The 25462-nt window shown below is 56.3% G+C and carries 19 protein-coding genes and 1 pseudogene; 8 read left to right on the top strand and 12 right to left on the bottom strand.

Annotated elements, in window-relative coordinates:
• Positions 1 to 34 precede the first annotated feature (34 nt).
• Positions 35 to 730 carry a tRNA/rRNA methyltransferase gene (locus tag AFK65_RS03220; RefSeq protein WP_038858080.1) on the bottom strand — a complete coding sequence of 232 codons (696 nt, stop codon included), beginning with the start codon at positions 728 to 730 and terminating at the stop codon, positions 35 to 37.
• A gap of 394 nt (positions 731 to 1124) precedes the next feature.
• Positions 1125 to 1266, bottom strand: a pseudogene (gene yjjY / locus AFK65_RS21705) (YjjY family protein).
• A 97-nt stretch (positions 1267 to 1363) separates the two neighbouring features.
• On the opposite strand from yjjY, the gene arcA reads away from it, so the two are divergent.
• Entirely contained in the window at positions 1364 to 2080 is a 717-nt protein-coding gene (arcA, locus tag AFK65_RS03215; protein ID WP_007675752.1) for a two-component system response regulator ArcA, read from the top strand.
• Between the two features lie 58 nt (positions 2081 to 2138).
• On the opposite strand, the gene creD is transcribed toward arcA, so the two are convergent.
• From creD to creA, 4 genes are all read right to left on the bottom strand, one after another.
• Positions 2139 to 3497, bottom strand: coding sequence for a cell envelope integrity protein CreD (gene creD, locus AFK65_RS03210; RefSeq protein ID WP_007705705.1), 1359 nt, complete (start codon positions 3495 to 3497; stop codon positions 2139 to 2141).
• Positions 3498 to 3576: 79 nt separating this feature from the next.
• Positions 3577 to 5001 carry a two-component system sensor histidine kinase CreC gene (gene creC, locus AFK65_RS03205; protein ID WP_007705702.1) on the bottom strand — a complete coding sequence of 475 codons (1425 nt, stop codon included), beginning with the start codon at positions 4999 to 5001 and terminating at the stop codon, positions 3577 to 3579.
• A complete protein-coding gene (gene creB, locus AFK65_RS03200) occupies positions 5001 to 5693 on the bottom strand; it encodes a two-component system response regulator CreB (protein ID WP_007705696.1) in 693 nt (230 codons plus the stop codon). The genes creC and creB overlap by 1 nt, the downstream gene beginning before the upstream one ends.
• A gap of 18 nt (positions 5694 to 5711) precedes the next feature.
• Positions 5712 to 6191: a protein CreA gene (gene creA, locus AFK65_RS03195; protein ID WP_007705693.1), complete on the bottom strand. Its 480-nt coding sequence runs from the start codon at positions 6189 to 6191 to the stop codon at positions 5712 to 5714.
• 210 nt (positions 6192 to 6401) lie between these two features.
• Between creA and robA the strand changes: the two genes are divergently transcribed.
• Positions 6402 to 7271, top strand: coding sequence for an MDR efflux pump AcrAB transcriptional activator RobA (gene robA, locus AFK65_RS03190; protein WP_007705690.1), 870 nt, complete (start codon positions 6402 to 6404; stop codon positions 7269 to 7271).
• Here robA and gpmB read toward each other — a convergent pair.
• Positions 7268 to 7915, bottom strand: coding sequence for a 2,3-diphosphoglycerate-dependent phosphoglycerate mutase GpmB (gene gpmB / locus AFK65_RS03185; RefSeq protein ID WP_004386285.1), 648 nt, complete (start codon positions 7913 to 7915; stop codon positions 7268 to 7270). The genes robA and gpmB overlap by 4 nt on opposite strands.
• A 56-nt stretch (positions 7916 to 7971) precedes the next feature.
• Here gpmB and yjjX point away from each other — a divergent pair, with 56 nt between their 5' ends.
• Positions 7972 to 8487, top strand: coding sequence for an inosine/xanthosine triphosphatase (gene yjjX / locus AFK65_RS03180; RefSeq protein WP_007705685.1), 516 nt, complete (start codon positions 7972 to 7974; stop codon positions 8485 to 8487).
• On the opposite strand, the gene trpR is transcribed toward yjjX, so the two are convergent.
• Positions 8478 to 8807 carry a trp operon repressor gene (gene trpR, locus AFK65_RS03175; RefSeq protein ID WP_007767317.1) on the bottom strand — a complete coding sequence of 110 codons (330 nt, stop codon included), beginning with the start codon at positions 8805 to 8807 and terminating at the stop codon, positions 8478 to 8480. The genes yjjX and trpR overlap by 10 nt on opposite strands.
• Before the next feature lie 53 nt (positions 8808 to 8860).
• Positions 8861 to 10795 carry a murein transglycosylase gene (gene sltY, locus AFK65_RS03170; protein WP_007705682.1) on the bottom strand — a complete coding sequence of 645 codons (1935 nt, stop codon included), beginning with the start codon at positions 10793 to 10795 and terminating at the stop codon, positions 8861 to 8863.
• A 234-nt stretch (positions 10796 to 11029) separates the two neighbouring features.
• Here sltY and ettA point away from each other — a divergent pair, with 234 nt between their 5' ends.
• From ettA to AFK65_RS03145, 5 genes are all read left to right on the top strand, one after another.
• Entirely contained in the window at positions 11030 to 12697 is a 1668-nt protein-coding gene (ettA, locus tag AFK65_RS03165) for an energy-dependent translational throttle protein EttA (protein WP_007705679.1), read from the top strand.
• A gap of 501 nt (positions 12698 to 13198) precedes the next feature.
• Positions 13199 to 14347 (top strand): capsule biosynthesis protein, encoded by a 1149-nt coding sequence (locus AFK65_RS03160; RefSeq protein ID WP_172461542.1) that lies wholly within the window; start codon positions 13199 to 13201, stop codon positions 14345 to 14347.
• A 28-nt stretch (positions 14348 to 14375) separates the two neighbouring features.
• Positions 14376 to 16040: a polysaccharide biosynthesis/export family protein gene (locus AFK65_RS03155; RefSeq protein ID WP_007705674.1), complete on the top strand. Its 1665-nt coding sequence runs from the start codon at positions 14376 to 14378 to the stop codon at positions 16038 to 16040.
• A 4-nt stretch (positions 16041 to 16044) separates the two neighbouring features.
• Positions 16045 to 18072, top strand: coding sequence for a capsular polysaccharide biosynthesis protein (locus tag AFK65_RS03150; protein ID WP_038858082.1), 2028 nt, complete (start codon positions 16045 to 16047; stop codon positions 18070 to 18072).
• 14 nt (positions 18073 to 18086) lie between these two features.
• Positions 18087 to 19283, top strand: coding sequence for a capsule biosynthesis protein (locus AFK65_RS03145; protein WP_007705666.1), 1197 nt, complete (start codon positions 18087 to 18089; stop codon positions 19281 to 19283).
• On the opposite strand, the gene AFK65_RS03140 is transcribed toward AFK65_RS03145, so the two are convergent.
• The 3 genes from AFK65_RS03140 to AFK65_RS03130 form a co-directional block, all read right to left on the bottom strand.
• Positions 19278 to 20507: an alpha/beta fold hydrolase gene (locus AFK65_RS03140; RefSeq protein ID WP_007705664.1), complete on the bottom strand. Its 1230-nt coding sequence runs from the start codon at positions 20505 to 20507 to the stop codon at positions 19278 to 19280. The two genes, AFK65_RS03145 and AFK65_RS03140, sit on opposite strands and share 6 nt — an antisense overlap.
• Before the next feature lie 65 nt (positions 20508 to 20572).
• Complete coding sequence (locus AFK65_RS03135) at positions 20573 to 24355, bottom strand: CDP-glycerol glycerophosphotransferase family protein (protein ID WP_038858084.1); 3783 nt, start codon at positions 24353 to 24355, stop codon at positions 20573 to 20575.
• Positions 24348 to 25460 carry a stealth family protein gene (locus AFK65_RS03130; RefSeq protein WP_007705641.1) on the bottom strand — a complete coding sequence of 371 codons (1113 nt, stop codon included), beginning with the start codon at positions 25458 to 25460 and terminating at the stop codon, positions 24348 to 24350. Before AFK65_RS03130 ends, AFK65_RS03135 begins: the two co-directional genes overlap by 8 nt.
• Positions 25461 to 25462 lie beyond the last annotated feature (2 nt).

Here is a 25462-nt window from a genome sequence, read left to right as displayed (position 1 = left end):
TGGTTAGCATTTAATGCTATTCACTGACGAGGAATCAGCATTTCAGCCCGCCACTTTTTTTTTCGATATCATGCAGTAAACGATGCAACATCGCGGTGTCGCGCTGCTCCAGCAGTCCGAGACGCTGCTGTAACCAGTCCGCCATTTTCAGGTCATCTTCCACGCCGAGCGTGGTCATTAATGCATCAATACGCAGTCGTAACGCTTTCAGTTGTTGCTCATCGGCGGCGGGCGCGACAGCAGGCGCGTTTTGCATCAACGCGGTTAATTGATAGCAGTAAACCATCACCGCCTGGCCCAGATTCAGCGACGGATAGTCCGCTACCATCGGTACGCCGGTCAGCACATCGGCCAGCGCCAGTTCTTCATTGGTCAGCCCCGAATCTTCACGTCCGAAGACCAGCGCCGTCACCGGCAGCCAGGCCGCTTTCTCTTCAAGCAGCGGCAATAATTGCTGCGGCGTCGCGTAGTAGTGAAATTTGGCGCGGCTGCGCGCAGTCGTCGCGACGGTAAAATCCACATCTTCCAGCGCGGCGGCAAGCGTGTCGTAGTGTTTTGTATTATCAAGAATATCGCCAGCGCCGTGGGCGACGCGGCGCGCCGCAGGGTCCAGATGCGCGGCGCTATCCACGATACGCAGTTCGGTAAATCCCATCGTTTTCATGGCGCGCGCGGCGGCGCCGACGTTTTCAGGTCTGGCGGGAGACACCAGAATAATTGGCAAACGCATAAGGCTCTCAGTGATCCTGTGGTGGGGGTAAATATCAGCACGCTAATTAATACGCGTCGCGAATTTACATTTTAGATACAAACCAGCCACGAAAGTGGCCGTAAAAAGGATAAACAATAGTTATGAATATAACCTGGCGCAGTCGTTTAATTATGCCGCTAAAGCCGGCTTATCCGGCTGTTTAGCATCAATAAAATCCCTATAAATTCCGCTTGCTTCCCGGATTCACATTGTTTATTAGTTAGTAGGTGAAATTATCCGCGTTGTTATTCAAATGTAACCAAAGTTAGTTCTTCGCTGCGACGATCTCATCAAACTGTTAACGTGCTACAATTGAACTTGATATATGTCAACGAAGCGTAGTTTTATTGGGTGTTGGTATCGTATCATCCTGTTATGTTGCTGTTAAAATGGTTAGGATGACAGCCGTTTTTGACACCGTCGGGTCCAGAGGGAAAAGTACCCACGACCGAGCTAATGATGTTGTTGACGTTGATGGAAAGTGCATCAAGAACGCAATTACGTACTTTAGTCATGTTACGCCGCGCATGTTAATTTATGGCATGCATAAGGCAGGTCAGGGACTTTTGTACTTCCTGTTTCGATTTAGTTGGCAATTTTTAGGTAGCAAACATGCAGACCCCGCACATTCTTATCGTTGAAGACGAGTTGGTTACACGCAACACGTTAAAAAGTATTTTCGAAGCAGAAGGCTATGATGTGTCCGAAGCCACCGATGGCGCCGAGATGCACCAGATCCTCTCTGATAATGATATCAACCTGGTTATCATGGATATCAACCTGCCGGGTAAAAACGGCCTGCTGCTGGCGCGTGAACTGCGCGAACAGGCGAACGTCGCGCTGATGTTCCTGACCGGCCGTGATAACGAGGTGGATAAAATCTTAGGCCTTGAGATTGGCGCCGACGATTATATCACTAAGCCGTTCAACCCCCGCGAACTGACTATTCGCGCCCGCAACCTGCTCTCCCGCACCATGAACCTCGGTACGGTGAGCGAAGAGCGCCGCAGCGTGGAAAGCTACAAGTTCAACGGCTGGGAGCTTGATATCAACAGCCGTTCGCTGATTAGCCCTAATGGCGAGCAGTACAAACTGCCGCGCAGCGAATTTCGCGCGATGCTGCATTTCTGCGAAAATCCGGGCAAGATCCAGACCCGCGCGGAACTGCTGAAGAAAATGACCGGTCGCGAGCTCAAGCCGCATGACCGTACCGTTGACGTGACCATCCGTCGCATCCGTAAACATTTCGAGTCCACGCCGGATACCCCGGAAATCATCGCCACCATTCATGGCGAAGGTTACCGTTTCTGCGGCGATCTGCAGGAATAAGGCGTTTCGGCGCAACGCAAAAAGGGCGGAAATTCCGCCCTTTTTTATTGCCTGCGTTTTACTTCCAGAGCCGGAACCGCTCCTCCTGCGGCGCGGGCGTCAGGCGCTGATAGCGCGGCTTCGCGGGCGTCAGCGCATACCAGTCGATGTGTCGCGTCAGCAACATCACCGCCGTGAGCGCGACGAACAACAGCCCGCTGCCGAGCAACAGCGCGAAATCCTGCGAGCGCAGCAACTGCCAGAGCACGCCGTCGAGCGCCAGCAGACCGCCTGCGAACATCAGGCTGCGCCGCCACCCTTTCAGCACCGCCTGAAGATAAAGCGCGTTTAGTCCGGCGCCTGCGAGACTGGCGGCGAGCCAGGCCAGGTTAAAGCCGATATGCTCGGAAAACGCCAGCAGCAGCAGGTAAAACATCACCAGCGACAGCCCCACCAGCAGATACTGCACCGGATGCATCGTAATGCCGCAAAGCGTTTCGCAGACGAAAAACGCCATATAAGTGAGCGCTATCAGCAGCACGGCATATTTCACCGCGCGGTCTGTCAGCTGATACTGATCCACCGGCGTCGCCACGGTTACGCTAAACGCAGGCAGATTGCGAAGCGTCACGTTCTGCGCGTCGCGAAACTCACTATCGATATTGTTGGCATACCAGCTGCTGCGCCATTTCGCCGCGAAACCGCTCGCGGAAATCTCCCGCGTCGCCGGCAGGAAATTGCCGTAAAAACCCGGATGCGGCCAGTTGCTGATAAGCGACAGCTCGCTGTTACGGCCCAGCGGGACGACGGAAAACGCGCCGGTGCCGTTCAGCTCCAGCGAAAAACTGACCGCGAGCGTCGGGGAGTTCAAAAGCTCAGCAGGCACGACGGCATGCAGCCCCTGGCCGCCCTCTTCAAGATCAGAACCCGGCTCGACCGCCAGCGTCTGCCCGTTGATTTTCAGCGCGCCCACGTTGCCGATACCGCGCGCATCGCCCACCGCCATCACCAGCCGCGCGTCGCCCAGTCGGTACTGCGCGCCGGGGTTCATCGCCTGTTCAGGCAGCGTAAAGCGCGCCTCCAGCGAGACATCGCTGCGCCAGATTTGACCTTCGTAAATGCCGATGTGGCGCGGCTCAACCGCCTGCTTTCCCGTGACCACCAGCGATTCCGGCAGCCAGTAACGGATAAAATTGCGCTCTTTGGTGACGTCTTTGCCCCCTTCCGTCACGGTGGTGATTTCCGTTACCGGAATGGCGATAAGCGGCCCCACCAGCTTTTGCGGCCCGCTGGTGCTCTGCTCAAGCGAGTGGGACACATCGTCGCGATAGTCGGCGCGCTCGTCGATAACGACGCTCAGAATACGCAGCGGAATTAACAGGAGCGCCATACAGCCCAGCAGCGCCAGCCCTTTTAACATCAGTGGTGATTTCAACATAAGCCTCTCCTCTTCGATGCTGCCGAAGATAGAGGGCTTATGTGGGGTGGAAATGAAGTTATGTGAAGTGCCGGTGAAGTCAGGCGAGCGGTAACGTCAGACGCGCCTCAACGCCGCCTTCCGGTTGGTTGGCGAGCGTAATGTCGCCCTGGTGGAGCCGCGCCACTTCCTGCACGAAAGCGAGCCCGAGGCCGCTGCTCTTCTGGCCGCCGGCGCGCGGCAGCGAATAGAAACGCTCGAAGATACGCGCCAGCGCGTAGTCGGGAATGCCGCTGCCGGTATCCGCGACGCGCACAATCGCGCGATCGCCCTCCTGCCGCGCGCCAAGCGTTATCTCGCCACCAGGCGGGGTGAAGTCGAGCGCGTTGACGAGAAGATTACCGATCGCCTGGTGCAGCAGCGCCTCATCGCCCGCCACGCGCAGGTCGCCGGGGGCGGGATCAATCGAGAGCCGCACCGCTTTTTGCAGCAGCGTCGAGGCGTGCAGTTCAGCGAGCGTGGCGAACAGCGGCGCCAGCAACACCGGCTCCGGCGTGATCTCCAGCCGGTTTTCGAGTTTGGCCTGATGCAACAGCTTCTCCACCAGCGCCTGCATACGCGCGTTTTGCTCCAGAATGTTGTCGCAAAAGCGCTGCGCCACAGCCGGCGGCGGCGATTCACGCAGGATCTCCGCCGCGCCGCGAATGCCCGCAAGCGGGCTTTTCAGCTCGTGCGTCAGCGCATGGACATACTGCTCAATGTAATTTTTGCCTTCCAGCCGCACGCGCATGTTTTCCAGCGCCTGCGCGAGACGCCGCAGCTCGCTGCTGCCTGGGTCCGGCAACGGCAGCGGCGCGGCTTCGGTGACCGAATCGGCGTAGCGCACCAGTGTGCCGATAGAGCGGTTGATCCACAGCACCATCACGATGCCGGTCAGCAGCGCGATACCGAGCAGCGCCACGCCCGCCATCATGATCCTGTGCTCGCTGCGCCGTATCACCGGCGCGAGCGCGATATTCGGTTTGCCCACGCTCAGCACGCCGATGATGCGTCCGGCGTCGCGCACGGGGGCGGCGACATACATTACGGTACTGTCCGGGTCGTCCGGGTGCAGCGGCGAACTGCGCGCGCCATACTTGCCGCGAAGCGTCAGCCAGACATCGTTCCAGCGCGAATAGTCCTGCCCGACCGCCGCGCCGCTGGAGTCAAACACCACGCGCCCCTGCGCGTCGGTCAGGTACACGCGATATTCATTGCGCTCCTTTTTGATGCCGCTGATGTTGGCGTTTACCGGGTAATGGTTTAACCGCTCAAACGCCTGGGCCAGTTGCCCGTCGCGCGGATGGCCCGCCAGCAGATCGTCGCGGGCGATCTCCGCCAGCAGCGTGGCGGTGTCGTTAAGCGACCCTTCCGTCGCCCGCCGCACGCCGGGCTTGATCTCCTGTACGAAAATCGCGAGCACAAACCAGGCCGCCACGGCGACGATCAAAAAGTAGCCCAGCAAAAGCCGCATGCCGATGCGCATCAGTTTACCGCCAGGCTGTAACCCAGCCCCCGGTGCGTATTAATGGGCGATGCCTCAGGATTGACCGCGCGCAGCTTGGCGCGCAGCGTTTTGATATGGGTATCGACGGTGCGATCGAAACTGTCGTTCGCATCGCCCCAGACTTTGTCCATCAGTTGCTGGCGCGAGTAGACGCGCCCCGGCGCCAGCAGCAGCGTTTTCAGCAGCAGGAATTCATAGCGGGTAAGCGGCAGCGGCTGGCCGCACCAGGCGATCTGCGCGGCCTCGTCATTGAGTTCGAAACGCCCCGCCCGCACGACGCTCTGCGCGCCGCTCTGCTGCTTTTGCAGACGCCGCAGAATGGTGCGCACGCGGGCGCAGACTTCACGCGGCGAAAACGGCTTGGCGACATAGTCATCCGCGCCAATTTCAAGGCCAATAAGCTTATCGACCTCTTCGCTGCGCGCGGTCAGAAAGAGCACCGGCAGCGCCGGATGGGCCGCCAGAAGCTGACGGCAGAGCTCAAAGCCGCTGATATCCGGCAGGCCCACATCCAGCACGACGAGATCGGGCAGCGTTTGCCGGGCGGCCTCAAGCGCGGGCAGCCCGCGCTCAAACGTCCGCACCGTAAAACCTTCAAGCTGCATCACATACGCCAGCGCTTCGCTGATGCTGGTCTCATCCTCCACCAGCCAGACGGTTGTCTGATTCATCCTGAATAATCCTGTGAATTACCGGGCCTGACCCCACGGCATAATCGGTACGGCGCTCAGCGCGTTTTTCGGCGAGCCTTCGACGACTTTATCGGAATAGGTCAGATAGGCCAGCGTGTTGCGCTTCGCGTCGTAAAAACGCACCACCTGCAATTTTTTGAAGATAAGCGACGTGCGCTTCTGAAAGACCACATCGCCCTGCGCTTTCCCGGCTTTAATTTTATCGCTCAGTTCAATGGGCCCGACCTGCTGGCAGGAGATCGCCGCGTCTGAAGTGTCTTCCGCGAGCCCCAGTCCGCCCTTAATACCGCCGGTTTTGGCGCGGCTCAGGTAACAGGTCACATTTTTGACATCCGGATCGTCAAACGCTTCCACCACGATTTTGTGATCCGGCCCCAGCCACTTAAATACCGTATCGACCGATCCAATCTCTTCAGCACGTAAAACGCCGCTTACAGCCATAAACATGACCGGAACTAATAACGTCCTATATTTCATATTGTTACCATTCATTAAAGGTTACGTTTGGTGACTATTCACCGTTAAAACAAAAAACCTTACAGATCACATTGTTACTTAAAACTCCCTTTTTGCAGCAGTCCATCCCGCCTTAGCCGCAAAAGAAAACACTGAATGCCAGAAGAGCAAAAAATGCTACTATTCGCTACCCACTTTTTCAGGCACTGCGTTTAAGGATGAGGATTAAATATGGATCAGTCTGGGATCATTCGGGATCTGCTCGCCTGGCTGGAAAGCCATCTCGATCACCCCTTGTCTCTGGACAATGTGGCGGCTAAAGCCGGGTATTCCAAGTGGCATTTACAGCGTATGTTCAAAGAGGTGACGGGCCAGGCCATCGGCGCATATATTCGCGCGCGCCGCTTGTCTAAATCCGCCGTCGCCCTGCGTCTGACCGCACGTCCGATTCTCGACATCGCGCTGCAATACCGTTTCGACTCACAGCAGACGTTCACCCGCGCCTTTAAAAAGCAGTTCTCTCTGACGCCGGCGCTTTATCGCCGCTCGCCGGACTGGAACGCGCAGGGCATGCGCCCGCCGATTCGCCTTGAGCCGTTTACGCCGCCGCCGCACGAGTTTGTCACGCTTGCGCCGATGCACCTTACCGGCCTCACCCAGAGCTATACCTGCTCGCTTGAGCAGATCTCGGTATTCCGCCAGCAGATGCGCGTACAGTTCTGGCGCGAATTTCTCGCGAACTGCCCGACCATTCCGCCGGTCTTTTACGGCCTGAACGAATCGCGCCCGAGCGTGGAAAAAGACGACGAACAGGAAGTCTTTTACACCACAGCGCTGCCGGAGCCGCTGGCGGAAGGCTGCGTGGAGCACGCCCACCCGGTGACGCTGGAAGGGGGCGACTATGTGCAGTTCACCTATGAAGGGCCCGGCACCGGCGTGCAGGAGTTTATCCTGACCGTCTACGGCACCTGTATGCCCGCGCTGGGGCTCACGCGCCGCCGCGGCCAGGATATCGAGCGCTATTTGCTCACCGAAGACGCCAGAGCGCAGGAGCGCGATATCAGCCTGCGCTGTGAGTACCTCATCCCGGTTCGCCGTTAACGCTGTAGCTCATCCAGCGCAGGCGCATCGAGATGCGACACATCGCCTGCGGTTTCCACCACCCAGCCGGACGCGAGCCACGGGCTCTGCTGATAATCCACGCGAGAAATCGAGCAGTTACGCAGGCGCAGGCGGCGCTCCGCATACGCGGGCAGGCCGAGGATGGTGCTGACGAGACAGCCTAGCGCCATGCCGTGGCTCACCAGTAGCGGGCGGCTCCCCGGCGGCAGATCGAGACAGGCGTTCAGCGCGCCGTGCATACGCTCGCTCACCTCCTGCATCGACTCCCCTTGCGGAATACGGCCGTCAGGCGTGCCGTTCACCAGCTGACGACGCCAGCCTTCTTCTTCTTCGCTGAGCGTGTCGAGATGGCGACGCTCAAGGATGCCCATATCCAGCTCGCGCAGGCGCGGGTCGAGTATCACGTCGCAGCCGCAGCCCTGCGCGATAATCTCGGCGGTACGCTGCGTACGTCCCAGATCGCTGGTGATGATATGCGTGATGCCAAGCGCTTTGGCGCGCTGCGCCACCTGCATGGCCTGGCGTTCCCCTTTTTCCGTCAACGGGCTGTCCGATTGCCCCTGGATGCGTCGCTCGGCGTTCCACTGCGTTTCACCGTGGCGAACCAGATATACCTGTAACATGCTTTTTATCCGTTATACTGCTGCGACTTTAAACGTCTGTGAGTGTGAATTAAATTATGCACCATGTTGTCTGCGCCACGACGAATCCAGCCAAAATTCAGGCGATTCTGCGTGCATTTAGCGAGATTTTTGGCGAAGCATCCTGCCACATTGACGCCGTCTCCGTCGATAGCGGCGTGCCGGAACAGCCGCTTGGCAGTGAAGAAACGCGCACCGGCGCACGCCAGCGCGTTATCAACGCCCGCGCGCTGCGCCCGCAAGCCGATTACTGGGTGGCGATTGAAGCCGGTATCGATGACGACAGCACCTTTAGCTGGGTGGTGATTGAGAGCGCAGACCAGCGTGGCGAAGCGCGCTCGGCGACGCTGCCGCTGCCTGCGGCGATCCTTGATGAAGTACGCGCCGGAAAAGCGCTGGGGCCGGTGATGTCGGCCTGGACGGGGATTGATGAGATCGGGCGTAAAGAAGGGGCTATCGGCATTTTCACCGCCGGTAAGCTGACGCGCAGCAGCGTCTACCATCAGGCGGTGATCCTGGCCTTAAGCCCCTTTCATAACGCGATTTACCGCTGAGCCTGTAACAGCTCCTGCTCGAGCCACTGGCGCAGCTCCGGCGGCGCCGCTTTCAGGCTGTTAGAGCCGCGGGTGATCGTCGCGATCCCCGCGCCCAGCTCGCTTTTCAGTTCGCGCTGGCTCATCTCTCCGCGCAGCAGCTCTTCAATGATCCGCACGCGCGTGCCGAGCGCGGCGCGTTCGTCCGGCGTCAGCAGCAGCGTCAGCAACGGAAGATGCAGATCGTTATCGAAAGATTGTTTCAGGAGCGCCACAAAGCGCAGCCACTCCTGATTACTCTGTTCGGCCTGGGCCGCGGAATAGGTTGAATGTTGAGTCATCAGATGCCGCCATACTCGTTCACTAGTACGACAGGATAGCACAACGCCGCCAGTCAGTAACGACGGCTCCACTCCGCATCGCTCATCAATACCGGCTTACCGCCCATGAAATAGCGGTAATAAGCATCATACGCCAGCACGTTCTTCACATACCCGCGCGTCTCGGAGAACGGAATACTTTCGACAAACGCGACCGCGTCGATACGCCCGGCGCTGTTGCCAAGCCAGGTGCGCACGCGCCCCGGCCCGGCGTTATAAGCCGCGGAAGCGAAAATACGGTTGTTGTCGAACATCCCGTAGACGTACTGCAAATAGCTGGTGCCTATCTGGATGTTGGTTTCCGGGTCGAGAAGCTGCGCGCTGCTGCTGTAGCCTGGCAGATTGAACATCTTCACCGTGTGGGTGGCGGTGCCTGGCATTAATTGCATCAGGCCAGCCGCGCCGACCGGCGAGCGCACTTTCGGGTTCCAGGCGCTCTCCTGGCGGGCGATCGCCATCGCGTAGCTCTGCGGAACGGCTTTGTCGCTCACGTAGCGGGCGAAGAGATCTTTATAGGCCAGCGGGAAGCGCTCTTCGAGCTGATCCCAGAGCTTACCGGCGATCGTCGCCTGCACGCTCAGATCCCACCAGTTGCGGTCAAACGCGTAGCGCGCCAGCGCCGCCTGCTCCTGCTTGCTGCGGCTGGTGACGAGATTCGCCCATTCGCTGCGCGCGGTGTTATCAAGGCCCCAGTACATCAGCTCGCGCACGCGCGCCATCTCTGCGCCTTCAAACAGCGCGCCGTTTACCGCTGGCGCTTTATCGACACGCAGCGGGTAATCTTCGCCGAGCCGCTGCGCCGCCGCCATGGGGTAGAAACCGCGCTGCTGCATCAGCGAATGCAGAATGGTTTTGGCCTCGTCATCGCGCCCGCGCTCCATCAGAAGATCGGCCTGCCAGTAGCGCCATTCGTCTTTTTCTTTCGCCTCCATCGGCAGGCGCGCAAGCCAGGTGTTCAGCCCGCTGCGATCGCCGGTGCCGAGCGCCATGCGCACCCGGCGCTCGATAAGCGATGTGGATTCTGAACGCATGATCGCGTCGTCGCGCCAGCGGGCCTGCTCTTCGGTGACATCGCTGCCCATCAGCCGCCACGCCACGATATCGCGCAGCTCCTGCGCCTGGGCGTCGTTCAGTTGCTGCGCCTGGATGAGCGAGGGGATCATCAGCCGGGCGTTTTCCACATCCTGACGGGCGACGCTGGCGAACGCCACCGCGGCCATCTGGCGCGTGAAATCGGTCGCGCCGACGCTGCGCACAAAGGTCATCACGCTGTTGGGATCGTTCGCCAGGCTCACCAGCGCGCTGCTGATAGTCTGATAATCCGGCGGCAGCTGGCTCGCGAGCGAACTGACGAGCGAGGTGTTGCCCTCTTTCATCGCAAGACGAATGCGCTCAAGGTAGGCCAGCGGATCCTGCGCGCCGGACGTGCGCCACGCCTGGAAGAGACGCTCGCACGCCGCAGGCAGGTTTTTGCCGGTCTGCCAGAGATCTTTCGCGCCCTGCCAGGCGCCCTGCGCGTCGCCGGTGTTCCATTTCGCGTAGTAGTAGTTGCACTGCGCCTCGGTGCTGCCCGGCGGTTGCGGGCTGAACGCCAGCAGGCCGCGCCAGTCTTCGCGGCGCGCCAGTTCGTTGACAAAACGGGACGTTAGCGTGCGCGCCGGCGGCAGCGTCGGGTTCGCCTGAATAAACTGCTGCACCGCGATGGTCGGCTCGTTCATGAGATCGTCAGTAAGCTGGCGATACTGCAAATAGGGATAGAGCGGATAGGTTTGCAGGGTGGGCATCAGTTGCTCCACCACGTCCATCTGCCGGTTATCCCACGCTTGTTTGATCTGCGCATAGCGGCTGCGCTGCTCGTCGAGCGAATCGGCGCGTGCGGCCTGGCCGAGCGTCAGCAGGCAGACGCCCGCCGCCAGCCACCGCCAGACGACCTGTCTGGATGTTCCCACAATCCTTCCTCATGTTAATTGACTGACCGGCAGCCTCATGCCGCCTGAAATTCTCAGATACTTCATGCTAACCAGGCGAAGGCCGTTGCGCCATGTCGCGAACATTTTTTTACCATTCGCGCATTAATGCCTCTTACGCCGCATTCGCGGCGTCGCTGGCTGGGATTAAGCGTTGAAAACAGCTAAACTCCGCAGCTGAGAAACCCTTAATCATGATAAGAGGCGAAGTCCAACGTGGCTCAATTCGTATACACCATGCATCGCGTCGGCAAAGTCGTTCCGCCGAAGCGACACATTCTGAAGAATATCTCTCTGAGCTTTTTCCCTGGCGCCAAAATCGGTGTGCTGGGCCTGAACGGCGCCGGTAAATCCACACTGCTGCGCATCATGGCGGGCATCGATAAAGATATCGAAGGTGAAGCCCGTCCGCAGCCTGGCATCAAAATCGGCTACCTGCCGCAGGAGCCGCAGCTCAACCCTGAACATACCGTGCGCGAATCGATCGAAGAAGCGGTCGCGGAAGTGGTTAACGCGCTGAAGCGTCTGGATGAAGTGTACGCGCTGTACGCCGATCCGGATGCCGATTTCGATAAGCTCGCCGCCGAGCAGGGCAAACTGGAAGAGATCATCCAGGCTCATGATGGCCATAACCTGAACGTGCAGCTGGAGCGCGCGGCCGACGCCCTGCGTCTGCCGGACTGGGATGCGAAAGTCGCGACGCTCTCCGGTGGTGAACGCCGCCGCGTGGCGCTCTGCCGTCTGCTGCTCGAAAAACCGGACATGCTGCTGCTCGACGAACCGACCAACCACCTGGACGCCGAATCCGTCGCCTGGCTGGAGCGCTTCCTGCACGACTTCGAAGGCACCGTGGTGGCGATTACCCACGACCGTTACTTCCTGGATAACGTCGCAGGCTGGATCCTCGAACTGGACCGCGGCGAAGGTATTCCGTGGGAAGGCAACTACTCTTCCTGGCTTGAGCAGAAAGATCAGCGTCTGGCGCAGGAAGCCTCTCAGGAAGCCGCCCGTCGTAAATCCATCGAGAAAGAGCTGGAGTGGGTGCGTCAGGGCGCGAAAGGCCGTCAGTCTAAGGGCAAAGCCCGTCTGGCGCGCTTTGAAGAGCTTAACAACACCGAATACCAGAAACGTAACGAAACCAACGAACTCTTTATTCCGCCGGGACCGCGCCTGGGCGATAAAGTGGTGGAAGTCAGCAACCTGCGCAAATCCTACGGCGATCGCGTGCTGATTGACGATCTGAGCTTCTCCGTGCCGAAAGGCGCGATTGTCGGCATCATCGGTCCGAACGGCGCGGGTAAATCCACGCTGTTCCGTATGATGTCCGGGCAGGAACAGCCGGACAGCGGCACCATTACGCTGGGTGAAACCGTGAAACTGGCGTCCGTTGACCAGTTCCGCGACGCCATGGACAACAGCAAAACCGTTTGGGAAGAAGTCTCCGGCGGGCTGGATATCATGAAGATCGGCAACACCGAGATGCCGAGCCGCGCGTACGTGGGCCGCTTTAACTTTAAGGGCGTGGACCAGGGCAAACGCGTCGGCGAGCTGTCCGGCGGTGAACGCGGTCGTCTGCATCTGGCGAAACTGCTACAGGTCGGCGGCAACATGCTGCTGCTCGATGAACCGACCAACGACCTGGATATCGAAACCCTGCGCGCGCTGGAAAACGCCCTGCTGGAGTTCCCGGGCTGCGCGATGGTTATCTCGCATGACCGCTGGTTCCTGGACCGTATCGCCACGCACATCCTGGACTACCAGGACGAAGGCAAAGTGGAATTCTTCGAAGGTAACTTCACCGAATACGAAGAGTATAAGAAACGCACGCTGGGCGCCGAAGCGCTGGAGCCGAAGCGTATCAAATACAAACGTATCGCCAAGTAATCCCCCTGACGGCCTTCGCAAGAAGGCCGTTTTTTATCTGTCTTATTACTCAGATTAATACTCACCCTCTATTCTGATTTATTATCCGCTCATTGTTGATGAGCCCTTATTATGATAATTAATCAACCCTATTTGCCCATTAACGTTTTAAAGAGACTTTCTCCATCCGGCGGCAAATAATTTTATTATTAGCGCTATGTTTTCTCATGGATTGAAAATGTCACGGAATCGTTGTCAGGATAAGCAGGCTGTCGCCTGTGCGTTGTTAACGTCATCTCTCCTCGTTTTTCATCATTTTCAGCGTCAATATATAAAAACGATAAACAGCTTGTAGCTTTACTACCGGCGAGGACGGCGGCTTACGGCTATGCTGGCGGCTTTCGGTTAAACGCCGTGGCCATGCGCACGCTTTTAGCGCAGGCCCCCCCGGCACGACGCCAGAACATTTTTTATAAAAATAAATACCTAACTTTTATTCATGAAATTAATGGTTATTACACAGTGTTCATTAAAATAAAGCGTTTTACGGCATGGATGCGGCGTCTGGATATTTCCCGGCTGATTATTTTATTTCAGCGCCACAGCGCGAACATAGTTATCGGCGCCCCGTTTCTGTTGCTGGGCGTCTATCTGCTGATTTTCAGCCAGCCGCGTTATGTCAGCGAGTCGCAGATCGCCATTAAGCGCGCCAGCGATATCGACAGCGGCAGCCTCAATATTGGTCTGCTGATGGGCGCCTCCAACCCCAGCTCCGCCGAAGACGCGCTGTACCTGAAAGAGTATTTGCACTCGCCGGATCTGTTAGCCGCGCTCGATAAGCAGCTTAATTTTAAGCAGGCGTTTGGCGCGAGCGGGCTGGATCTCTTTTATCACCTCTCCTCCGGGGCCACTGCGGAGGAGTTTCTCGATTACTACCGTCACCGCATCACTATTGATTACGACAACAAAAACGGCCTGCTGACCATCCAGACCCAGGGTTTTACGCCGCAGTTCGCCCTGCGCTTCAATCAGGCGGTGCTGAAGGAGTCTGAGCGGTTTATCAACGAGCTTTCGCATCATATCGCCCGCGATCAGCAGACCTTTGCCGAAGCCGAGCTGGAAAAGGCCCGTCAGCGGCTCGATGCCAGTAAAAGCGCGCTGCTCGCCTTTCAGAACCGCAACCAGATGCTCGATCCGCAGGCGTCCGCCGTGGCGGCGAGCTCGGCGGTCAACAACCTGACCGAGCAAAAAATTCGACTGGAGACGGAGCTGCGCACGCTGCTGACGTATCTGCGTGAAGATGCCCCGCCGGTCATCACTACAAAAAACACGCTCGCCTCGATTAACGCGCAGATTGAGAAAGAGAAAAGCAACATTACGGCCCCGGAAGGCGACCGCCTTAACCGCGTGGCGGCCGATTTCGAAGAGCTGAAATCGCGCGTGACCTTCGACACCGACCTGTACCAGCTTGCGCTCACGGCGATTGAAAAAACGCGCGTGGAATCGGCCCGCAAGCTGAAAAGCCTGGCGGTGATCAGCTCTCCCCAGCTCGCCGAAGAGGCCCGCTACCCGGAAACGCTCTACCTGTTAGCCAGCTGTCTGCTCATCTGCTGCCTGCTGTTCGGCACGCTCAGACTGCTGCTGGCCATTATTGACGATCACCGCGCTTAATCTTGCCGCTTTAACACCCGAGAGAGTTATGAAAAACGTTTCATCCGCCTCACTGATCTTTTTCTGTTTGTCGGCCAGCGCCAGCGCGCTTGATCTCACCGCCGACCCGGCGCTGACCGGCGCGGCGCCCATTCTGTCATCGTCGTCACCGGCCCCTGTGACCGCGGACGGCTTTGATAACACGCCGCCGCCCGCTCCTGCCACGGTGATGAGCCGCATGTTCGGCGCGCAGCTCTTTACGTCGCAGGCCGCAGAAGGCGGCGCCGGCATCGCTTTTAACCCCAACTACGTGATTGGTCTCGGCGACACCATCCAGGTGCGTCTGTGGGGCGCTTTCACCTACGACGGCACGTTAACCGTCGACCCGAAAGGGAATATTTTTCTGCCGAACGTCGGCCCGCTGAAGGTCGCCGGTGTGACGAACAGCCAGCTCAACGCACTGGTGATCGCGCGCGTGAAAGAGGTTTATCAATCCAACGTGAATGTCTACGCCTCGCTGCTCCAGGCGCAACCGGTGAAAGTATTCGTGACGGGCTACGTCCGCACGCCGGGGCTGTATGGCGGCGTGGCGTCCGATTCCCTGCTCTCTTATCTCAGCAAAGCGGGCGGCGTGGACAGCGATCGCGGCAGCTATGTGGACATCACCGTCAAGCGAGGCCAGAAAACGCGCTCGCATGTGAATCTGTATGACTTTCTGCTCAACGGCAGCCTCAGCCTGTCGCAGTTTGCCGACGGCGACACCATTATCGTCGGCCCGCGCCAGCACACCTTTGGCGTCGAAGGCGACGTTTTTAACAGCTACGACTTTGAGTTCACCGATGAGCGTATCCCGGTTTCCGAGGCGCTGCGCTGGGCGCGGCCTAAACCCGGCGCCACGCATGTCACGCTGATGCGCCAGCAGGGCGCGATGAAGCAGAGCGAATACTTCCCGATTAGCGAAGCCGCAGGCCGCATGTTGCAGGATGGCGACAGAATGGTGGTGAGCTCTGACCGTTACACCGGCACCATCCAGGTGCGTGTGGAAGGCGCGCATTCCGGCGAACATGCGATGGTGCTGCCTTACGGCGCCACGATGCGTCAGGTGCTGGCGAAACTGCGCCCGAATACGATGTCGCAGCTAAGCGCCATCAAGCTTTACCGCCGCTCGGTCGCGCTGCGTCAGAAAGAGATGCTGGATCTGGCGCTGCAAAAGCTGGAGCAGGCGTCGCTCTCCGCGCAGTCCTCCACTCAGGAGGAGTCGCGCCTGCGTATGCAGGAGGCGCAACTGGTCAGTCGCTTCGTGGCGAAAGCCCGCACCGTAGTGCCACAGGGCGAAGTGGTGCTGAATGAGAAAAACCTGGATTCGGTGCTGCTGGAAGATGGCGACGTGATTACCATCCCGGAGAAAACCTCGCTGATCATAGTGCATGGCGAGGTGCTGTTCCCCAACGCCGTCACCTGGGAGAAAGGGCTGGAGCCTGAGGATTACATCGCCAAATGCGGCGGTATGACGCAGAAAGCCAGCGGCGCGAAAGTTATCGTGATCCGCCAGAACGGCGAGGCGCTTAACGCCGAAGAGGTCGATGAGATGCAACCGGGCGACGAGCTGATGGTGCTGCCGAAGTATGAGTCGAAGAATATCGAAGTGACGCGCGGTATTTCGACCATCCTGTACCAGCTGGCGGTTGCAGCGAAAGTGATCCTGACGCTGTAAGGCCATGAAAACGATGGTAACCGGTATTTTCTCCAAAGGCATCTGGCGCATCCCCGGCCTGGTTCATCTGCTGCCGATGCCCTGTCGAAAACTCACGCCGCGCCGGGCTATTCCGGACGATATCACGGCTATCGTCGTCTGGGGGCATCGCCCCGGCGCGGCGGCGGCCGAGGCCCGCGCCCGTCAGGCCGGGCTGGCGGTGATTCGCCTTGAGGACGGTTTTATCCGCTCTTGCGGCCCGGCGGCGCACGGCCATCCGCCGCTCTCGCTGGTTATCGATTACGACGGCATTTACTACGACGCAAGCCAACAAAGCACGCTGGAGAAGCTGATTCAGGACGCGCCCGGTAACGAGCCGCTGCGTGAAGCGGCGCTCGAGGCGATGCGGCTTATCGTAGAAGGCGATCTGGCGAAGTATAACCACGCGCCGCCGTTTGACGGCGCGCCAGCTACCCGCGCGGTACTGGTGGTGGATCAGACCGCGGGCGATATGTCGGTCACGCTCGGCAATGCCAGCGCGGCGTCGTTCCGCCTGATGCTGGAGACGGCCTGCGCCGAGAACCCCGGCGCCGACATCTGGGTTAAAACGCATCCTGACGTCGTGGGCGGCCATAAGCGCGGTTATTTGCGCGACATGGGCGCGGATGCCCGCATCCGGCTGATAGCCGAAGACGCCAGCCCGCAGTCGCTGCTGCGGCGCGTGGAGCGCGTCTATACCGTGACGTCGCACTTCGGCTTTGAAGCGCTGATAGCGGGCAAGCCGGTCGTCTGCTTCGGCCAGCCCTGGTATGCCGGATGGGGGCTAACGGACGACAGGCACCCGGCGGCGGCGGCGCTTGCCGCGCGTCGCGGCAGCGCTTCGCTGCTCGCGCTCTTCAGCGCCGCGTATTTACGCTACGCACGTTACCTTAATCCGCAAACCGGCGAGCCCGGCACGCTGTTTGATGTGCTGGCGTGGCTGGCGTTACAGCGCCGACATCAACTGGCGCTGCGCGGCACGTTATGGGCGCCGGGGCTGACGCTCTGGAAGCGCAGCACGGTGAAGCCCTTTCTCTCCACACCGTACAACCGGCTGCGCTTTACGCGCCGCGCGCCGCAGGCCGACGCCTGCGTGGTCTGGGGAACGGCTGGCGAAGCGCGCTGGCAATCAGCGGCGCAGGCGCACGGTATGCCCGTGTGGCGAATGGAAGATGCGTTTCTGCGCTCGGCGGGCCTCGGCTCCGATCTTTTTGCTCCGCTTTCACTCGTACTGGATAAACGCGGTCTCTACTACGACGCTACACGCGCAAGCGATCTGGAAGCCGCCCTTAGCGAGTCGCATCTGACGCCTGCGCAGGAGATGCGCGCCGAACGCCTGCGCCAGCAGATAATCGAAAGCGGCGTCAGTAAATACAACGCCGGCACCGCGTGGCGGCTGCCTTCGGCGGCATCGGGACAGCGTGTTCTGCTGGTGCCAGGCCAGGTCAGTAATGACGCGTCGCTTGATGGCGGCACGCGGGATATCCACACGATTACCGCGCTGCTGCGTCTCGTTCGCGCCAGAAACCCGCAGGCGTATATCGTTTTCAAGGCGCACCCGGACGTGGCTTGCGGCAATCGGCCAGGCGAACCCGGCGAACCAGACGCGCTGCGCTGGGCGGATTGTCTCGCCACGCAGGCGGATATCGCCGATGTGCTCGAACAGGTCGATGAAGTGCATACGCTCACATCACTGACCGGTTTCGAAGCGCTGCTGCGAGGCAAGACGGTTTTCTGCTACGGCATGCCGTTCTACGCCGGATGGGGGCTGACGCACGATGAATACGCCTGCCCGCGCCGCGCCCGACGGCTCACCCTTAACGCGCTTATCCACACCGCGCTGATTGATTACCCTCTCTACCTCCACCCGACACGCAAAACCCCGATGAGCGCCGAGGAGGCCGTCGCGCTACTCGGCGCGTCCCCCCAGCGAAGCCACGCGCTACAACGCCACCGGAAAACGCTCATGCATCTGGCCAATAAAGCCCGCAATCTCTTCCACGCGCTTTTTTAACCCGGTGACGCCGAATGAACCACAGCGCTCTTGATACCCTGCTTTCCGGCCAGAAATACCTGCTTTTGCAAGGGCCGATGGGGCCTTTTTTCCGCGATCTCGGCAACTGGCTGGAGAGCAAAGACCGCGAGGCGAAACAGGTCGTGTTTAACGGAGGCGACTGGTTTTACTGCCGCAAGGAGAAAAGCCTTGCATATAAAGGCTCGCAGAAGGGGTTCGGGGCGTGGCTTGCCGCAACGCGAAGCGCGTGGCCGTTCGATACGCTGGTGTGCTTTGGCGACTGCCGGCCGCTGCATCAGGCCGCGCGCCTCTGGGCGCAAGCGCAGGGGGTACGTTTTCTGGTCTTTGAAGAGGGCTATTTGCGCCCGTGTTTTATCACGCTGGAAGAGAACGGGGTGAACGGGTTTTCCGGGCTGCCGCGGGAGGCGAAGTTTTATCGCGCCCTGCCTTTTCTGCCAGTCCCTGATGTCCGACGCGTCGCCCCTTCGCTCCTCAGGCGTATCGGCCACGCGGCCTGGTATTATCTGATGGGGTGTTATCATCGCCGCGCGTTTCCGGGCTACCAGCACCACAAATGTTTTTCGCCCTGGTATGAAGGCGCCTGCTGGACACGCGCCGCCCTGCGGAAAATCGGGTATCGCTGCACGGAGCGCCGCATACGACGTTCACTGGCCTCGCAGTATCGCGGACGATACTTTCTCGCCCTGCTACAGGTTTTTAACGACAGTCAGTTACGGCACCACAGCGATTACGGCGATATGAGGGACTTTATTGAGGAGACAATCGCTTCATTTGCACGCTGCGCTTCAGCCTCGCAACTGCTGGTCATCAAGCACCATCCAATGGACAGAGGGCACCGGCTTTATCGTTCGCTGATTAACACACTGAGCAGGCGCTATGGTGTAATCGGGCGGGTGGTTTACGTCCACGATTTGCCGCTACCGGAGTTGCTGAGCGGTGCGGCAGGCGTCGTGACCATCAACAGTACCGCGGGGATTTCAGCGCTTATCCATAACAAGCCGCTGAAAGTGATGGGAAGAGCGCTCTATGACATTGAAGGATTAACGTTTCAGGGGCGTCTGGATACGTTCTGGAAAACGCCCTTCCGCCCCGATCACCACCTGTTTTCCACGTTTCGCTACTATCTGATGCATAAAACGCAGCTTAATACCGTTTTTTACAGCCGTGAAAACCCGTTTAAAGGATTATAAATTCGCTTTACGGGTGACAAAGACATTTCCCTCATGACTGAATACTTCCAGCGCTTCACTGACAGCGAGCACGGTGTTTGCTTGCGACGGCTCGGTTTCGAGCGCTTTGCGCGCCCAGGTTTGCTGGCACGTAATATCCAGGAAGAGTTGATACGTGCCTGCCGGTAACGCCTCAAGCGAGAGCCCTTCATAGCGTGCGGTACAGAACCAGCCTTTATCGTAATTCACGAACCCGTCGTCATAAAGCTGGCGGCTCAGAATCGAACGATGCGCTTTCGCAAGACGAAAAACTTCTTCAACGCCGTCAGTTTTAAAAATCATATCGACCTGAATATCCTGGTATTCCGCGCAGCTCACGCCTTTAAGCACCGCTATCCCCTCCGGGAACAGCAGAGCCCTTTTCACAGCGACTTTCTTCAGTATGGCGACCGGCCGCGGCCTGAGCGGGCGCGGTAGCAGGCTGTTATCCGCAGCCAGGTCACATTCGCCATAGCGTGGAACCGCGCCCTGCGAAAGCGAATAAAAAATCCCCAGCAGCAGCGGCACATGATAAGACGTCACCTGGTTATGCTCTCTGATAAGCATTGACTGAGCCATAAACAGATTAAAGTTGTGGTATTTCCTGAAGCCAGAAATATAGGGTTTCACTTCGCTTTCATACTGAATATCCGCCCCGGATGTGAGCAGATAGATATTTTTATCAAGCGCCGTATCGCTGCTTAACTGGCGAGGTAATAAAGCATCAAGCTGTCGGGCAGACGCTTCGCTATCATCGCCAGTCATATGCGTAAAAACCTCTGGCCAGTTTTTTCTGGCGTAACTGCCGATATGAAACTGCGGCACCGTCGAGACAATATTTTTAAACTGATATTTAAGGCCGTACCAGAGCGCGGCGCTGCCGCCTTTAGAAAACCCCGCCAGCGTGCACTGGGTCTTATCAAGACCATAGCGGGCGAGCATCGTGCCGATAAAAGCGATTACCGCCTGTTCAATGTAAAAATCATTGTTGTGGCAGAGGTAATAGGTACAGGCATTATGAAAATCATCTTTTATCCACACCACATGCGCAGGGCAATCCTGGAGGGCATTAGCGAAATCCCAGGTGAACATTCCCGCGCCGCCAAACCCGCTAAAAATGAAAATCATATGCTGAGTATCATATTTCCTTTTTTTATAGCGATACTTTATCTGCACGCCATTAATTATTTCCATTTGCTCTAACATATTCGCTCCATAAAAAACAGGCACGAATTCTCATCGCGCCTGTTTGTAACTTATTCATGTTGGGGTCACGCATCAGATTTAACAGAAAACTCACGCAACAGCCGCAGGTTCTGCAATTTCTCCGCTGCACTGGCGGGCATATTCTGTGGGTAATGGCGTAACAGACTCAGCCAGCATTCATAAGCATCGTCCCAGTCCTCACAGAGCTGGGCGAGCTCGCATCTCAGCATCCACGCGTTCTGGTTATAACGGCTGAGTTTATTGCGAACGACCAAGAGGGCCTGATTAAAGCGTCCGGCCTCTTTCAGCGCTTCTGCACCGATAAGACAGAACTCATCATCCGGTTTATCCTGCGTTTCAAAAATCGCAATCGCTTCGCCTGGTTTTTTCAGAGCCAGACACGCCTGCGCATAGATTTTCAGGAACCGCACGTCACTTCTCAGCGCTTCGCTCAGCATCCCGAACAGCGTATAGAGCTCTTTAAACTTACCGGTGCGCAGCAGCGCCACGCAGTAGTAATAGAGGTGCTCATCAGGCAAATGGTCAATATCCGCACTGGCTTTATTCAGCTGAGTGAGGATTTTCTCCCAGTTGTGGCGCAAAAAGGCGAGACGGGCGATTTTCAGACGACACTGCGGATCGTTTTCAATGTATTTTTCATATTTCACCAGACACTGGTGAGCGTCATTGAGTTTATTCAGCTGCTGATAGCAATAAGAGAGTGTAATCAGAAGCTTATTTTCCAGACTTTCCGCAGATGTCACATCAACGCCCTGCGCCTCCACATACGCAATCCCTTCCGCCCACTTTTGCTTCGCCAGGAGTAAGCAGAACCGGGCATAACTAAAACCAGTCGCAGGGCGCGCTTTCTTGCACAGCGTGTCCAGCATGGCAGCCTGGCCGCTGCGATACAGGCAATAACAATAGCGGTTATTATCAAGCGTGGCCTCGCCTGCCTCCTGCCAGCATAACGCCGCCTGCTGCCAGTGATGCTCTGCCATTTCCACCAGGGCCAGGCTTGCGGAAAGCGCGGTATGGCGCTGCTTTGGGTGACGCGCATGCCAGCCGTTAATCACGCTGCGCGCCTCCACGGTTTTCCCCTGTTTGCGTAGCGCTTCGGCAAGCCCTGCACAGCCATGCGCGTCTTCATCCTGCGTGAGCGCCAGCGCCAGGTACGCCTGCCAGCGTTTTTCAGCAAGCGCCCAGCGGCGAGCTACAGCCGCGTGCTTCGCGTACTGCTGGTAAATCTCTTTATCCGCAAAGCCTTCCGGTAGCGGCGCATCGAGCGCCGCGATAGCCTGATACGTACGCTCACAGTTATTGCCGTCGCGGAAAGGGAAGGTCTCACTGATACGCTTAAGGATTTTCGCAGACGGCACCGCATCATTTTTCAGCAGCGTATTTAACTCTTTGAAAAGCTCTTTTTCGGTTTCGACTACCGGGCCAAAACCATGCTTACGGTAATCGAAGTAGCCTTTGGAATAGATATGCGCACCGGAAAAACACTCTTTCGCATCAAACTGATAATAAATGACTGGCTTATTTTGTACGGCCAGCTCAAATGCTACGGAGGAGTAATCGGTAATCATCATTGATGCACGGTTAAAAACATCCTGAATAGAACCCTGAGAGTGTGTAATCACCTCAATATAATCGGGCACCTCAAAATGAGACAGATAAGGCTGAATATTAGCATGAGGGAAAAAAGCCACTTTAAAAGCGTATCGCTCAGCATATTTTTTTAATAATGGCGAATGAAGGATGCTATACCAGCTTTTGGCAAAATCCGTTTGCATAAAGAGAGGGTTAAGGGCTCTTGCCTCCCCATCACCAGTTACCGGCCCGACAATTGTTTGTCGCCAGGTGGGCATAATGACGACCAGACGTTCATTTGTATTATTCACAACCAGTTTGTCATGCCGCGGAAACCCGGTTAATACAACTTCCTTTTTAGTATAATAGTAACGACTGCCATCTTCATAAATGGATTGATATTCATAAGGAGAAGTAGTAATAAAACAGTCTATATTTTCCTTACTATTCATCCAGCCTGAAATATCATCCTTAGTTACGCCATGTTGCAGAAACACATAGTGCTTGCCCGCTAACATTTTCGGCCCAAGATAATTAGTCACGTACCGATTGGCATGTGAACTGATCACCTTACTACAAGAGCCTAGCGCAAGTTTATGTTCATGAGAGCCGAACTCAAGCAGCCTGAAACCTTCCTGTTCCAGTCTGGCCCAATCGTGGGAATCCTTTTGTAAAACGAAAAAGATATTTTTTTGAGGATAATTATCACGAACATAGCGATAGAGATGCTCTGCGTTATCATCGGCCTGCGTATCCCTGTCCATAAATATCCATGCCTGGTGATATTCTTTTTTCTTTTCGTATTTTGGCATCAGGGCGAGAAAGTATTTATTAATATCTGTAGTTTTTAAGCCTTCTTTATATTGCTTACCACCGAGAGAAAGACGAGTAGGCAGGTGCGAAACAGAAATATTGATCTGTTGTGCATCGCCAAGCGCCACCCAAAGACGGCGCTCAAGAATCAGCGTTTCATCCATGAAATCATGGCGGATCGTTTTGACATACGCCGGAACAATATCTTTACCATCCAATAATATCTGCTCAAGGTTCAACGTGCTGGTAAAGTAGCGCAATTGAACCATATGCTTGTAGTGGTCATACTTTTCAACATAAACGATTTGGGCGTCTGGCTGTAGCCCTTTAAAGAACGAAAGCATGGCGACCTTCTGAAAAAACCACGCACCCGCCAGCTCAAAATTCATAATCGTATTCTTATCAAGGAAGACAAATATCTCTTTAAGCTTGCTGATAAATTTTCGTTTTTCATCTGACGTCAAGAACGCACTACGTTCGCCGTGGTTAGTTAACCATTTTAAATACCAGACGATTTCATAAATAATCGTTCTTTGTATATTTACGGGAACTACCCCTTCTTTTTCATGATAGCTTTTCAATACATTCAGATAACCATACTCTGGTACGTTGAGAAACCGCTCTTTTTTAGTCCATGACGTGTCCAGCGTAGACGAACCATCCTCACGCTTACGATAATAATATTTTGAATGCTCTAAAAAAGCAGCATGACCTGATTTATCGCCTTGCAGATATCGGGCAACGAAATGCGCATCCTCAAAATTAGGCTTAACTTTGGCGTCAAAAAAAATTTGTTTTGTAGAAATTATGTCGGCCCGGAAAAATGCGGTGCTGGCAGAGAGCTGGATTTCCTTTTCCATACTGCCAAGCGGCACAAGTTGATTGCCGTTTTTAAATTTGAACCCCAGAGGATGCGCACTCTTATACTGATTCTTAGCCTCGTAAAACATAATAATATTACAACCCACCATTTTGATATCTTTATCCTGATGCTGATAAAGGAAGCTATCAAGGTTGTAAAAGTAGTTTGCATCGACAAAATCATCCGGATCGATAAATGTCACCCATTCTGTCGTGACATGCTGTAACCCATTGTTACGCGCAGCAGACTGCCCGGCATTCTCCTGATTAATATAAGTGATATTATTCGGATATTTCTTCTGCCAGCGTTTAATGATCTCCGCAGAGTTATCCGTTGAGCCATCATCCACCAGAATCAACTGAATATGTTTTTTGAAATTCAGACGCTGATTCACAAAACTCTGGAAATAATCATCAAGGAAAGCGCTTACGTTATACACTGCCGAAACCACAGTATAGTTATACTGTCCGTCTTCTTTTTTGAACCGGAATTTACCGAGTTTACGTGCCTGATTGGCAGCCATATCGCTGAAGAACAGTTTTGGGTCCCTTACCAGCTTGCGAAGTTTATTATTAAACATTTTTGTGAGTTCCATTTTCAAAATATGTTTCGAGCATTGCAATCAGTTGTTCCTGATAATTGTTAACGGTTTGGTTATGTGAAGAAAAATCGTTGGCGCAGAAAGAGTGCGGTGCCACTCCCTGGCGCTGCCTGTGAATCAGCGCGTGATAATGCGTTCTGGCGGCTGGCGACCGCACGTTAAAGTAATAACAGATATCCCGCGCGGGCACGGCATGTCCACGGGCGTAGGTAAACCAGGGAACCAGAAACGTCGGCAGGTTGAGGTCGTTATTGCTTCTGAATTTGCACGGCAAAAAGGCGCTGATACGTTTGCCGTAGCGCTGCCGGGCTTCGGTAAACAGGCTTTTGCGCAGGGGGACATAGGTATGCGCCAGCGGCATATCCGGCGCAAAGCCCAAATCCTGCGCAAGCAAAGCTCTGGAATTTAATGAGGCTGACAGTGCAGCGGTGGTTCGGCCCCGTTGCGCCATTTCCGCCAAACGCTTATCGGTAATAAAGAGCGATGCCAGACCGTTGCCCCGGAAAAAATGACTAGCCGGAAGGGCGCGCGCTGCGAATACATCATCATTAAAATAGATAAAATGCTCGGCAAGATCGGGAATAGCGTCTAAATGCGCTTCAATGACATGTGAATTAAACGTCGGCAAATAACGTTCTGGAATAATCGCCTCATGCGGGATGACTTTCACTTTCGCGATCCCGGCCGCCCATTGCAGCTGATGTCCGTCGACGACAATATAGATTCTGCGCACCCAGGGCATAAATGTAAGCACGCTCTGTACCGAATAAAAAATTTCGTTATGGTTATCAAAGCGGGCAGGCTCATGCTCAACGCCTGGCTGCGTTTGCAGGTGACTATCCCGGTATTGCTCAAATTTACTGCGCCACTGGCTGTCGTGGTTATCGACCCATGTAAAAACCACATCGACAGGGAAAGCAACATCGTTCATCTTTTCCAGAGCAAGGTCGTGCCTGATTAATACGCTCTCCTCCTCCTGTGGGCAGTTTATTTCATTAAGAATCAGCGGATGCTTTTTAAGGAGATAATCCCGTAGAAAGAGTCCAGGTGACGTAAGCAGCTTTTTGATTTTCCTGTAACGCATGT

Origin of the sequence: Cronobacter universalis NCTC 9529 (assembly GCF_001277175.1) — a bacterium.
Lineage (GTDB): Bacteria > Pseudomonadota > Gammaproteobacteria > Enterobacterales > Enterobacteriaceae > Cronobacter > Cronobacter universalis.
The sequence above is the reverse complement of the archived record's forward strand: the minus strand, read 5'-3'. Positions and strand labels throughout refer to the sequence as shown.

Coding starts and splice junctions, on each gene's coding strand:
- AFK65_RS03220 (WP_038858080.1), bottom strand. CDS start 730: ATGCGTTTGCCAATTATTCTGGTGTCTCCCGCCAGACCTGAAAACGTC.
- arcA (WP_007675752.1), top strand. CDS start 1,364: ATGCAGACCCCGCACATTCTTATCGTTGAAGACGAGTTGGTTACACGC.
- creD (WP_007705705.1), bottom strand. CDS start 3,497: ATGTTGAAATCACCACTGATGTTAAAAGGGCTGGCGCTGCTGGGCTGT.
- creC (WP_007705702.1), bottom strand. CDS start 5,001: ATGCGCATCGGCATGCGGCTTTTGCTGGGCTACTTTTTGATCGTCGCC.
- creB (WP_007705696.1), bottom strand. CDS start 5,693: ATGAATCAGACAACCGTCTGGCTGGTGGAGGATGAGACCAGCATCAGC.
- creA (WP_007705693.1), bottom strand. CDS start 6,191: ATGAAATATAGGACGTTATTAGTTCCGGTCATGTTTATGGCTGTAAGC.
- robA (WP_007705690.1), top strand. CDS start 6,402: ATGGATCAGTCTGGGATCATTCGGGATCTGCTCGCCTGGCTGGAAAGC.
- gpmB (WP_004386285.1), bottom strand. CDS start 7,915: ATGTTACAGGTATATCTGGTTCGCCACGGTGAAACGCAGTGGAACGCC.
- yjjX (WP_007705685.1), top strand. CDS start 7,972: ATGCACCATGTTGTCTGCGCCACGACGAATCCAGCCAAAATTCAGGCG.
- trpR (WP_007767317.1), bottom strand. CDS start 8,807: ATGACTCAACATTCAACCTATTCCGCGGCCCAGGCCGAACAGAGTAAT.
- AFK65_RS03155 (WP_007705674.1), top strand. CDS start 14,376: ATGAAAAACGTTTCATCCGCCTCACTGATCTTTTTCTGTTTGTCGGCC.
- AFK65_RS03150 (WP_038858082.1), top strand. CDS start 16,045: ATGAAAACGATGGTAACCGGTATTTTCTCCAAAGGCATCTGGCGCATC.
- AFK65_RS03145 (WP_007705666.1), top strand. CDS start 18,087: ATGAACCACAGCGCTCTTGATACCCTGCTTTCCGGCCAGAAATACCTG.
- AFK65_RS03140 (WP_007705664.1), bottom strand. CDS start 20,507: ATGTTAGAGCAAATGGAAATAATTAATGGCGTGCAGATAAAGTATCGC.
- AFK65_RS03135 (WP_038858084.1), bottom strand. CDS start 24,355: ATGTTTAATAATAAACTTCGCAAGCTGGTAAGGGACCCAAAACTGTTC.
- AFK65_RS03130 (WP_007705641.1), bottom strand. CDS start 25,460: ATGCGTTACAGGAAAATCAAAAAGCTGCTTACGTCACCTGGACTCTTT.